General features: G+C 74.8%; 8 protein-coding genes and 1 pseudogene. 3 read left to right on the top strand and 6 right to left on the bottom strand.

Annotated elements, in window-relative coordinates; translation table 11 throughout:
- The 3 genes from murJ to CWIS_RS04205 form a co-directional block, all read right to left on the bottom strand.
- Nucleotides 1-1760: murein biosynthesis integral membrane protein MurJ (gene murJ / locus CWIS_RS04215; protein WP_231583651.1), on the bottom strand; the 1760-nt coding region annotated here is incomplete at its 3' end.
- Complete coding sequence (locus CWIS_RS04210; protein WP_048341986.1) at nucleotides 1757-4024, bottom strand: DUF6049 family protein; 2268 nt, start codon at nucleotides 4022-4024, stop codon at nucleotides 1757-1759. The genes CWIS_RS04210 and murJ, both read right to left, overlap by 4 nt.
- On the bottom strand, nucleotides 4021-4587 hold the full coding sequence (locus CWIS_RS04205) for an NUDIX hydrolase (RefSeq protein WP_048341985.1): 567 nt from the start codon (nucleotides 4585-4587) through the stop codon (nucleotides 4021-4023). The genes CWIS_RS04210 and CWIS_RS04205 overlap by 4 nt, the downstream gene beginning before the upstream one ends.
- Nucleotides 4588-4680: 93 nt before the next feature.
- On the opposite strand from CWIS_RS04205, the gene CWIS_RS04200 reads away from it, so the two are divergent.
- Nucleotides 4681-6153 carry a CCA tRNA nucleotidyltransferase gene (locus CWIS_RS04200; protein ID WP_048341984.1) on the top strand — a complete coding sequence of 491 codons (1473 nt, stop codon included), beginning with the start codon at nucleotides 4681-4683 and terminating at the stop codon, nucleotides 6151-6153.
- 40 nt (nucleotides 6154-6193) lie between these two features.
- Here the strand turns inward: CWIS_RS04200 and CWIS_RS04195 are convergent, their stop codons facing one another.
- Together CWIS_RS04195 and CWIS_RS04190 are read right to left on the bottom strand one after the other, a co-directional pair.
- On the bottom strand, nucleotides 6194-6607 hold the full coding sequence (locus tag CWIS_RS04195) for a hypothetical protein (RefSeq protein ID WP_048341983.1): 414 nt from the start codon (nucleotides 6605-6607) through the stop codon (nucleotides 6194-6196).
- An 80-nt stretch (nucleotides 6608-6687) separates the two neighbouring features.
- Nucleotides 6688-7992 carry an MFS transporter gene (locus CWIS_RS04190; RefSeq protein WP_048341982.1) on the bottom strand — a complete coding sequence of 435 codons (1305 nt, stop codon included), beginning with the start codon at nucleotides 7990-7992 and terminating at the stop codon, nucleotides 6688-6690.
- A 164-nt stretch (nucleotides 7993-8156) separates the two neighbouring features.
- Here CWIS_RS04190 and CWIS_RS04185 point away from each other — a divergent pair, with 164 nt between their 5' ends.
- Together CWIS_RS04185 and CWIS_RS04180 are read left to right on the top strand one after the other, a co-directional pair.
- A complete protein-coding gene (locus CWIS_RS04185) occupies nucleotides 8157-8699 on the top strand; it encodes an RNA polymerase sigma factor (RefSeq protein WP_048341981.1) in 543 nt (180 codons plus the stop codon).
- A complete protein-coding gene (locus CWIS_RS04180) occupies nucleotides 8689-10053 on the top strand; it encodes a hypothetical protein (RefSeq protein ID WP_048341980.1) in 1365 nt (454 codons plus the stop codon). Before CWIS_RS04185 ends, CWIS_RS04180 begins: the two co-directional genes overlap by 11 nt.
- A 212-nt stretch (nucleotides 10054-10265) precedes the next feature.
- Here CWIS_RS04180 and CWIS_RS04170 read toward each other — a convergent pair.
- Nucleotides 10266-11203: pseudogene (locus CWIS_RS04170) on the bottom strand (hypothetical protein); the annotation flags it as partial.

Raw genomic sequence — 11203 nt, 5'->3', positions numbered from 1 at the left:
GCGCGCCCGCCCGCCGCGCCCGTGGGTGCGGGACCGTCGTCGGCCGGCTCGGCCGCCGCGGCGTAACGGCCCGGACGCCCGGACGGGGCGAGCAGGCGCACGAGCGGGCGCAGCGGACCGATCCGCGAGAGCCGCGGCAGGATCGGGCGCAGCAGGTCGTCGAGCTCGCGCACCCGCAGCGCACGCAGCACCACGACGTACACGAGCGACATGACCGTGCCGACGAGCACGCACTCGAGCAGCGAGGCGACCAGGCCGCGGGGCAGCACCGCCTCGGCGCCGAGCATCAGGACGAGCCCGACGACGACCGCGGCGACCGCGGCGAGCGTCGCCCGCAGGTGCATGCGCAGCACACGCCCGCCGTCGACCCCGCGCAGCCGCTGGTGCAGCTGCCGCAGCGCGACGATCGCCCCGACGAGGTACGACACGCTCATCGCGACGCCCACGCCGACCACCCACGACGTCGCGGGGAGCACGACGCGCGCGAGCAGCGCCCCGGCGACGACGACGACCGCCATCACCACCTGGACGGGGACCATCGCGCGCGTGTCCTCGTACGCGAAGTACACGCGCTGGCAGATGGACCACGCACCGAACGCGGGCAGCCCGACGATCATCGCGATGACGACCTGCGCGACCGCGTCGGTCGTCGTCGCGCTCGCGGACGGCAGGATCAGGCGGGTCACAGGGATCGCGAGCACCGCGATCACGGCGGCCGCCAGCACGGTGAACACGCCGACGACGCGCATCCCGTAGGACAGCGACGCGCGCACCGCGCGCGTGTCCTGGTCGTGCGCCTGCTCGGACAGCCGCGTGAACAGCGCGGTCGCGAGCGAGACGGTGACGAGCGAGTGGGGCAGCATGAAGATGAGGAACGCGGCGTCGTAGGCCGCGTTCGAGGCGACGTCCGTGGCACCGTCGGCCGCACCGGGGGCCTGCGACACCACGCGCGACACGACGACGTACGCGAGCTGACCCGCCGCGAGCCCGACCAGCGTCCACGTGGCCACGGTGCCCGCGCGCCCCAGCCCCGAGCCGCGCAGCCCCCACCGCGGGCGGTACCGCACCCCCGCGGCGCGCAGCGCGGGGAACAGCACGAGCGCCTGCGCCATGACGCCGAGGGTCGCGGAGCCGGCGAGCAGCAGCACCTGCGACGAGCCCCAGCCCCCGGCCACCGTCAGCCCGGACTCCGGGACGGCGCCGAACGCGACGATGAACGCGAGGAAGCCCACGATCGACACGACGTTGTTGACCACCGGCGCCCACATGTACGGGCCGAACGAGTGGCGCGCGTTGAGGACCTGCCCGAGCAGCGCGTACACGCCGTAGAAGAAGACCTGCGGCACGCACCAGTAGGCGAACGTCACCGCGAGGTCCATCTGGGCCTGGCTGGACGCGTCGGCGTAGAGCCGCACCAGCAGCGGCGCCGCGAGGGTGAGGACGAGCGTCAGCCCGGCCAGCACGACGAAGCCGAACGTCAGCAGGCGGTCGACGTACTGCTGGCCCTTGTCGCTCTTGTAGGCGCGCACCACCTGCGGCACGAGCACCGCGTTGAGCACGCCGCCGACGAGCAGCATGTACATGACGTTCGGCAGCTTGTTCGCGACCGCGAACGCGTCGGCCGCCTGCCCCGTCGCGCCGATCGCGGCGAACAGCACCATCGAGCGCAGCAGGCCGAGCAGCCGCGAGACCGCGGTGCCCGACGCCATGAGCGCGGCACCGCGCCGCATGCGCCCGTCGTCGGCCGGTGCCGTGGTCACCGCGCGCCCTCGTCCTCGGCGAGCCGGCGGGCGCGCTCGTCGTCGGACACCTCGGGGACGGGCTCGGTGGGGGTGCCGCCGAGCACGGGGAGGTTCACGGGGGCGTCGGCCTCGGCGACGGTCCGCGCGCCGCGGCGGGCGCTCTGACCGCGCCGGACCGTGCGCGCGATGCCGAGCGCGAGCCCCAGCACGAGCAGGATCGCGACGACGACCGTCCCGACCGACTCGATCGTCGGCGACAGGCGCGCGGAGAACGCGATGGGCTCGGCGACGTCCTGCCCGGACGGGCCGACGAGCGCGACCTCGACGAGCACGTCGCAGTTCGCGTGCGCCTCGAGGGGCACGGTGATCGACGTGTCGCCGGGGTCCAGCACGGGGGTCTCGAAGTCGCCCACCGTCAGGCACGCCTTGCGCGGGTCGACGACGAGCTGCGCGCGCGCGGGAACGGTGAGGTCGTTGCGCACCGTGAGGCGCAGGTCGCTCGTGGTCGCGATGACGTTGAGGTCGCTCGTCTCGACGATCGAGAGCCCTTCGGCGCGCTCGCGGACGTGCTGGACGGTCTGCCGCACGAGCTCGGCGCGGGTCTTCGGCTCGGCGCGCCACGCGACGGCCAACGGAGCGAGGACCTCGTCGTCGACGCCCGCGAGGTACGCCTCCGGGTCGTCGAGGACCTCGGCGAACGAGCGCGCGTCCTCACGCGCGTCGGCGAGCGCGGTCACGGACTGCGCGCCGAGCTCGTTCTTGCCGTCCGTCGGCAGCGGTGCGCGCTGCGCCGGGACGGTCGAGTCGCCGGCCAGCACGCGGGACAGGGGCGCGGCCTCGGTCCACGGCGCGGACTTCAGCGCCTCGACGACCGCCGCGAGGGCCTCGCGGCCGGGCGCGGTCTCCCGGTCGCCCGCGATGACCACGCCCGCGGGCGGCACCGCGCCGTGCGCGACCACGGCCAGGTCGGCGAGCGCGCGCTGGGCGATGCTCGCGGGCGTGGACTGCGCGCCGGCGCCGCCCGTGACCAGGCTCGTCAGCAGCGCGTCGGGTGCGATCGTGGTGACGTCGCCCGACGACGTGGCGACGGTCTGCAGCGCCTCCGACGACGCCTGCGCCTGCTGCGGCCCGGTCACCATCGCCGCGGCGCGCGTCACCTGCACGCCCGCGAGCGTCTGGGCGTCGGGCGTGCCGGGGTCGGCGCTCCACAGCAGGGTGTTCGCGTCGGCGAGGTCCTCGGTGCTCCCGGTGCGCTCGACCGCCACGGTGAGGAGCTCGCCCTGGTCGGCGTGCTGCACCGCAGCGACGTCCGGGTCCGCCCACGGCAGCGCGTACGTCTCGTGGTTGCCGATCGCGGTGCGCAGACGCTCGGCGAACCGCTGCGCGGTCGCACTGCCGGAGTCGGCCGCGGCGAGCAGCGACGGGTCGACGACGAGCGTCACGGACTCGTCGACGTTCGCCGCGGCGAGCATCCGGCGCAGCCGGCCGCCCTCGTCGGTGAGGTCGTCGAGGTCCTCGTCGGCCGTGGCGGCCGCGGTGACGGCTGCGGACGCGGCCGATGCGGTGCCGTCCGTCGGGGTGGGGTCGGGCGAGGGCTCCTCGGGCGACTCGGGTGCGGTGCGCGGCACGGGTGCGGTCGGGGGGCCGACGAACGGGACGACGACCGCGACGGGCACGCGCGGGGGCTCGTCGTCGGTCGTGCTCCACAGCACGTACGTCCGGGCCATGCCGAGCCGCTCCCGGTCCGCCCGGAACTCCAGCGCGAGGCCGCGCGGCCCCCACAGCCCGGGCAGGTCCGTGAGCCGCACGGACTCGGCCGGGACGATGATCGAGACCGTCCTGGTCGCGCGTGGCCCGAGCGGCTCGTCGAGCGGCTCCGAGACCGAGCGCTGGCCGGCGGGGTCCTGCAGGTCCCGCGCGGCCCACTCGGCGACCTCGTCGCGGCTGAACATGCGGAACCGGTTGAACCAGACGACGACCTCGGGGTTCTCGAGCACGTCGTCGGTCGTGTTGGTGACGGTCGCAGAGATGTGCAGGTCCTCGCCGGCGCGCAGCACCTGCGGCGCGATCGACGTGAGGCGCACGGTGACGGGTGAGGCCTCGACGGGCGACAGCGCCGGCGTGCTCCCCGCGGCCGAGAGCGGCGACGGGTCGAGCGGGTCGTCCGCCGACGCGCGGCCCGCGCCCGGGCCGGCCACGAGGAACGGGACGAGCACGGCCAGGACGAGGGCCACCCGGGCGAGGGTCGCGCTCACCACCGGGCGCGCGGTACGTGCGGTCATGCCTCGCCGACGAGCACCACGAGCGCGGCCTCGGCGAGCCGACGCTCGTTGGGGTACGCCAGGCGGTCGGGGAGCATCGAGACGGGCACCCACGCCGCGTCCTCGGCCTCGCCGTCGGGGTCCCCCTCGACGGACAGCGAGCCGCCGACCGCACCGAGCAGGAAGTGGTGGACGACCTTGTGCACGCGGCGGTCGTCGCCCGAGAACCAGTAGTCGATGACGCCGAGCCGCCGCAGGACCTGCCCGCGGATGCCGGTCTCCTCGGCGATCTCCCGGACGGCGGCCTCCTCGGGCGTCTCCTCGCCCTCGAGGTGACCCTTCGGCAGGCACCACTCGAGCCGACCACCGCGGTTGCGGCGCGCGATGATCGCCGCGTGGTAGACGCCGTCCTTCATCAGGACGACGAGGCCGCCCGCGGAGGTCTCGTCGACGACGGGCAGCGGGGGAGCGGCCGGACCGTGCACGGGCCGGACCGGGGCGACGGGGCGTGGCGCCTGCAGGCGGTGCCCGCCGGGCGGCGCCGGGACGCCCCGCGAGGGGGACGGGTGCGCGGCGCCGGACATGCGTGCCACTGTAACGACTTGCCCGGGTCGAGCCCGAACCGACGGGACCCCGCGGCGCGGTCGGGTGAGCGGCAGCCACCTAGAATCGGGCAGGTGCCGGACGAGACGCCCTCCCTCCTCACGCTGCAGAAGCGTGCCATCGGCGTGCTCGCCGCCCTCCCGGCTGACGCCCTGGCCCTCGGTGAGCTGTTCCGCGCGGCCGGTCACGAGCTCGCGCTCGTCGGCGGGCCCGTGCGTGACGCGTTCCTCGGCCGCTCGTCGTCAGACCTGGACTTCGCGACGTCGGCGACACCCGACGAGACCGAGGCGATCCTCGCGCGGTGGGGCGACGCCCACTGGGACATGGGCCGCGAGTTCGGCACGATCGGGGCGCGCCGGTTCGGCTCGCGGCACGGCGGTGGCGCGGACGTGGTCGTCGAGGTCACGACGTACCGGACCGACGAGTACGACCCGTCGTCCCGCAAGCCCGAGGTCGTGTTCGGAGACACGCTCGAGGGCGACCTGTCGCGACGCGACTTCACGGTGAACTCGATGGCCGTGCGCCTGCCCGAGCTGGCGTTCGTCGACCCGTTCGACGGGCTCGCGGACCTCGCGCGCGGCGTGCTGCGCACCCCCGTGGACCCGCGGCAGTCGTTCGACGACGACCCGCTGCGCATGATGCGCGCCGCGCGGTTCGCCGCGCAGCTCGGCTTCGCGATCGACGACGCCGCACGCGCCGCGATCGTCGAGCAGGCCGAGCGGATCTCGATCGTGTCGGCCGAGCGCGTGCGCGACGAGCTCGTCAAGCTCCTGCTCGCGCGTCAGCCGCGGCTGGGCCTGCAGGTGCTCGTCGAGACCGGGCTGGCCGACCACGTCCTGCCCGAGCTGCCCGCGCTGCGCCTCGAGATCGACGAGCACCACCGGCACAAGGACGTCTACGAGCACTCGCTCACGGTGCTCGACAAGGCGATCGCGCTCGAGACCGGACCGGACGGCGCCGTGCCCGGGCCGGACCTGGTGCTGCGGCTCGCCGCGCTGCTGCACGACATCGGCAAGCCCCGCACCCGGCGGTTCGAGGAGGGCGGCGGCGTCTCGTTCCACCACCACGAGATCGTGGGCGCCAAGCTCGTCTCGAAGCGGCTCAAGGAGCTGCGGTTCGACAAGGCGACCGTGCAGGCCGTCGCGCGCCTCACCGAGCTGCACCTGCGGTTCCACGGCTACGGCGAGGGTGGCTGGACCGACTCCGCCGTGCGCCGCTACGTCACCGACGCCGGCCCGCTGCTCGAGCGCCTGCACCGGCTCACGCGCTCGGACTGCACGACGCGCAACGTCCGCAAGGCGCAGCGACTGTCCGCCGCGTACGACGACCTCGAGGTGCGGATCGCGCGGCTGCAGGAGCAGGAGGAGCTCGACTCCATCCGGCCCGACCTCGACGGCACGCAGATCATGGCGATCCTGGACCTGACGCCCGGCCGCGAGGTGGGCGAGGCGTACAAGTTCCTCCTCGCGCTGCGCATGGAGCACGGCCCGCTCGGCCCGGAGCGCGCCGAGGCGGAGCTGCGCTCGTGGTGGGCCGCTCGCTCCTGACCGCTCGCTCCCGGACGTGCGCGTTCCTGGTCGTGCGGACTCAGGACTCCGGGCAGACGACTGTGCCGGACAGCGTCGCCTCCGCGCTCACGCGGGTCTGCGTCCCGGAGATGCCCGACCGCACGACCGTCCCCGTGACGCCGTCGACCTGGATTCCGCCCTGCGTGGCGCTGGCCGTGCCCTTCGACAGGAACGACAGCTCGTCGCCCAGGCGCACCCGGAACGTCGCCTCGCCGGTCGCGGCGACGACGAACACGATCTCCTCGTCGGGCGAGCCGAGCCGGCGCGGCTCGGCCTCGTCGCACCGCGCGCCCTCGGTCGCGACCTCGACGCGCTGCTCGCCGGACTCGTCGACGTAGGTCACGACCGCCGAGGCGGACCCGGACGGGGCCGACGAGCAACCGGTCACGGCGGCGACCAGCAGCAACGGGACGATCAGGCGATAACGGGACACAGCCCGCACCGTAGCGGCGCGAGCCGGTGCGTCAAGGTGATCCGGATCGATTCACGGCTGGCGGGAGCGTCGGCAAGGCGTCAGGCGACCTCGGCGGGCACCGGTCGGCGACGCGCGGCCAGGCCGTAGGCGACCGCGCCGACCACGTAGCCGAGGGCGAGGACGACGAACAGCCCGCTCGACCAGCCGGTGTCGGGCAGCGCCGCGGCGGCCAGCGCGGCGGCGCCGACGAACGCGGCGTTGTAGAGGACGTCGTACAGCGCGAACGCGCGGCCGCGGTAGGCGTCGTCGGTGTCGCGCTGCACGATCGTGTCGACGGCGATCTTGGTGCCCTGGGCCGCGAGGCCGAGCAGGGCGGCGGCCACGAGCACGGGCACCAGGTCGTACGTCACGACGAGCACGCACTGGCTGACCGCGGCGAGCACCAGGCAGCCGGTGATCCACGCGTGGATCCCTGTGGACGGTGAGAGCGTGGGCGTCAGGACGATCGCGAGCGCGAACCCGACCGCGGTCGCCGCGAGCACGGTCGCGAACGTCGCGAGGCCCTCCTGCGCGTCTGCGGGGTCGGACAGCAGGTTCCGTGAGATGAGGATGCTCGCGAGGAACACCACGCCGTAGAGGAAGCGGTGGTACGCCATGACCGCCAGCGCGCGGGCGGGAGTGCCACGCGCGACGAGATAGCGACCGCCCTCGACGAACCCCCGCACGAGCGTCCCGAGCTGCGCGCGCAGCTGCTCGGCGTCCGACCGGTGCTCGGGCCCCAGCCGGTGCCGGTCGATGCGGGCGGCGAGCCCGGCGGCGGCGGCCATGGTGAGGGCGGCGGCGAGCAGCGCGGCGGCGTCGCGCGCCCGGCCGGCCGGCACGACCCAGCCGAGCACCAGGGCGACTGCGCTACCGATCCCGTTGGCCGCGGTGCCGAGCGTCGGGGTCACGGAGTTGGCGGTGAGCAGGAGCTTGCCCTCGACGACCTGGGGGAGCGAGGCCGACAACGCCGAGAGCAGGAACCGGTTGACCGAGAGCGTCACGAGCGCGAGCACGTACACGGCCGGCCCGACGCCCACGGTGACCATGAGCGCGGCGAGCACCACCGCGAGCCCCATCCGCACGAGGTTCCCGACGAGCAGCACCTGCCGCCGGCTCCACCGGTCGAGCAGCACCCCGGCCCACGGCCCGACGATCGTGAACGGCAGCAGCAGCACCGCGAACGCCGCCGCGACGCCGCCCGCGGTCGTCGCGTTCTCGGGTGAGAAGAAGAACAGGGTCGCCAGACCCACCTGGAACATGCCGTCGCCGCACTGGCTGACGAGTCGCACCGCGAGCAGCTTGCGGAACTCCCGCAGCGGCCACAGCGCCTTGAGGTCCGCGATCACCTGCACGCGCGCCATCCTCGCACCCGCGCCGGCCCCGCCCGGCGTCGCGCGCGTGGCGCCCCGGCGCGTTCGTCGGGCCTGGCCTGCCGATACGCTCCCGGCTGCCACCCAACCCCCGCGCGGGACCTCACGTTCTCAAGGGTGTCCGGCAGGTGCGGCCCGAGGAACCAGGGGGACACATGAGCAGTCGGTGGGAACCGATGCTCGACCAGCTCGTGCGGGAGCGATACCCGCGCCTGCTGTCACGAGCGACCTTGCTGTGCGGGTCGCGGCACGACGCGGAGGACCTCGTCCAGGACGCGCTCGTCGCGACCTTCGGCGGTCGCGCGCGCTTCGACTCGATCGGCGAGGCCGAGCACTACGTCCGGCGCGCGATCGCGACGAGGTTCATCGACCGCGGTCGCCGCACGACGAGGGAGCGCGACGCGCACCGCCGGCTCGCGGGCCACGCGCAGCCGGTCGTCGAGATCCAGCTGCCCGGCCTGACGCGCGAGCTCGTCGACGCCCTCGCGCAGCTGCCGCCCCGGACGCGTGCGTGCGTGGTGCTGCGGCACCTCGAGGACCTGTCCGTCCGTGAGACGGCCGACACGCTCAACCTGTCCGAAGGCGCCGTGAAGCGCTACACCGCGGACGCCGTCGCCCTGCTCAACGCAGCGCTCGGCACGACGGCCCCGGCCGAGACCATCCCTGTGCAGACGACGGAGGTGCGCCGTGGAGCGTGACCTGAACGACTACCTGCGTGCCGTGGCGGAGGCCGACGAGCGCTCGCTCGACGGTGTGAGCCCGGTCGGCCCGCTCGAGCGTGCGGCCCGCGGGGTGCGGCGCCGACGGCTGCTGCGGCACACGCGCGTCGCGGTGCTGAGCGTCGCCGGCCTCGCGGCGGTCGGCGGTGCCGCGCTGCTCGCCGGTCCCGCGCTCCAGCACCCGGTCGACCCGGCTACCCGGGGCGCGGTCGTCACGACGCACCCGACCCCGTCGGGGGAGCAGATCGAGACCCCCGGCATCCCGCCCTACGCCGAGCTCACGCCTGACGTCCTGGCGCAGACGGGCGCTGGCTGGGTGCTGAGCGTGCACCTCGCCGAGACGTACGACCCGAGCGGCGTGCGCGACGACGGCGGGGACACGGTGCTGCTCACCTCGCCCGACGGTTTCACCTACCGGGTCCCTGGCGTCCTCGCGGGCTCGCAGCTGCGCGTCGTCGACTGGCGCGCGGGTGCGACGACGGCGGTCGTGCGCGAGTTCGTCGACGGGCACTCCCACCGAGCCGTGCTCGACCTCGCCGACGGCACGGTGACCCCCGACGAGCGCGGTCTGCCGGACGACGCCACGTTCGTCGGCCGGTCCGCGCAGGGTGAGCTGTGGCACGGCGGCGTGTTCGTCCTGCTCGCCGACGACGGCACGAGCCGGAGCGTCTACGACGGCCCGTCCGAGGGCCTCGGCCAGCTCGACCCGACCGGCCGGCGGATGATCGGCAGCCGCGACGTCATGACCACCGGCGACCACACGACCTTCGAGGTCGTGGACCTCGAGACGGGCGACGTGACCGGCCCGTTCTCCCTGACGGTCGACGGTCTCCGGTGCGGCATCGAGACCTGGCTCGACCCGGTCAACCTGCTGGCGCGGTGCGTCGAGCCCGGCGCGTCCTACCAGGACGGCTTCGAGGAGCTCGAGCTCGACGTGTCCGGGGCGCAGCTCGCGTACCGCTCGGTCCGGACCGTCGGAGCCGACGACGACTTCATCGTCGGCGCCCAGTGGTTGTCCGACCGGACGCTGGTCGGTGACACGGTCACCCTCGACGAGCAGCAGTGTGCGAGCACCGGGACGTCCCTGCGGTACCGGGACGGCAGCCTGGAGAACATCCACGTGCTCGAGCCCGGGGCGTTCGGGGCGACCGTGCCGAAGGTCGCCGCCGGGATCGTCTACGTCCAGTCGGAGCAGGGCTGCAACGGCGAGCAGGCACCGTCCACGCTCACCGCGCACGACCTCGCGGGGCACATCAACACGCTGCTGCTCGGCTTCCCCGTCGACAACCGGGGGGACCGCCCGGGGATGCTGAGCTGGGTGGTCGCCCAGTGAAGCGCTGACCCGCAGGTCGGCCGACCGGGCGAACCCGCCCCGCGCGCGCGAGCAACGGGTGGGGTTCCGCTCGCTCAGCGAGCGCAACCCCACCCACTCAGCCCTGCGCGGTCAGGTCGTGATGGCGCAGGTGGCGGTGCAGGGGTGGGGGCGGCCGGGCCAGCCGCGGTCGCGCAAGGCCCGGGCGACCTGGGCCGCAGTGGCGCACGGGGTCACGGCGACGTGCCGCCAGCGGTAGCGCAGCGTGGTGTCTCCGGTCGCGAGGAGCGTGGCGTTGTCGCGCCAGACGTCGTCGTCGGTGGCGCCGAACGGATGCGCGAGCCGCCCGTCGAGCTCGGCCCGGACCGCGAAGCCCACGTACACGCGATCCGCTCGGATCCACCGGCCGTCCACGCGCTCCCAGCGCTGCGCGACAGCCCGCGGCAGGCGGTGCCGACGCTCGACGTCCCGCGCATACCGGTGCTCGAGCGGCGACTCGACCCCTCCGCCACCTGCCCGAGCATCTCGACGAGCAGCCGGCGGCCGGACATGCGCGTGCGCCGCGCGGCCCGCAGCAGCAGGTCGTCGGGGTGGACCCCGGCCCGCACCGCGTCGCAGAGCAGTCCGACGAGAGCGTCGGTCAGGTCTCGCCGGACCGCGCCGGCACGAGCCGTGGACTCCGCGCCGCGGGAGTGGGCGCTGGTCGTCGTCGTGACGATGCCGAGGATCGCCTCGGCGGGCTCGACCGAGCGCAGACGCCCGCCGGCCCAGGGCATCGTCCGGCTCCGGTGCACGACGAGCCCGAGTTGCGGCATGACCGTGCGGGTGTGCGGCACGGTGACCACCACCGACCGGCCCGGCTCCGTGAGGACGCCGTGGTGGAAGGCCGCCGACTCGTGCGAGAGGGCAGCGTCAGGCCCGCAGTACAGCAGCGCGGCGCGAGCGCGCTGCCGCCAGCTCGTCGGCCCGGACTGCAGCACGACGACGCCCCGGAACGCGCGCCGCCAGTGCCCTGCCGCGACCTTGCGCCGCACGGCGGCGGAGGACACCCCCCATCCGACGAGCTGCGCGACGCTCGCCACGCCGTCCTGCCGCACGACGACGTCGCGCCCCTGGCCGGACAGCGCCCGCACCCCAGGCAGCTCCGCCACCCCACCCGGCCCGCCCCCAA

The organism is Cellulomonas sp. A375-1 (assembly GCF_001040865.1).
Taxonomy (GTDB): domain Bacteria; phylum Actinomycetota; class Actinomycetes; order Actinomycetales; family Cellulomonadaceae; genus Cellulomonas; species Cellulomonas gelida.
This window is presented reverse-complemented; position numbering and strand designations above follow the sequence as displayed.

What these genes read in the sequence shown, in the direction of transcription:
- CWIS_RS04210 (WP_048341986.1), bottom strand. Translation starts at nt 4,024, where the DNA reads ATGACCGCACGTACCGCGCGCCCGGTGGTGAGCGCGACCCTCGCCCGG.
- CWIS_RS04190 (WP_048341982.1), bottom strand. Translation starts at nt 7,992, where the DNA reads ATGGCGCGCGTGCAGGTGATCGCGGACCTCAAGGCGCTGTGGCCGCTG.
- CWIS_RS04205 (WP_048341985.1), bottom strand. Translation starts at nt 4,587, where the DNA reads ATGTCCGGCGCCGCGCACCCGTCCCCCTCGCGGGGCGTCCCGGCGCCG.
- CWIS_RS04185 (WP_048341981.1), top strand. Translation starts at nt 8,157, where the DNA reads ATGAGCAGTCGGTGGGAACCGATGCTCGACCAGCTCGTGCGGGAGCGA.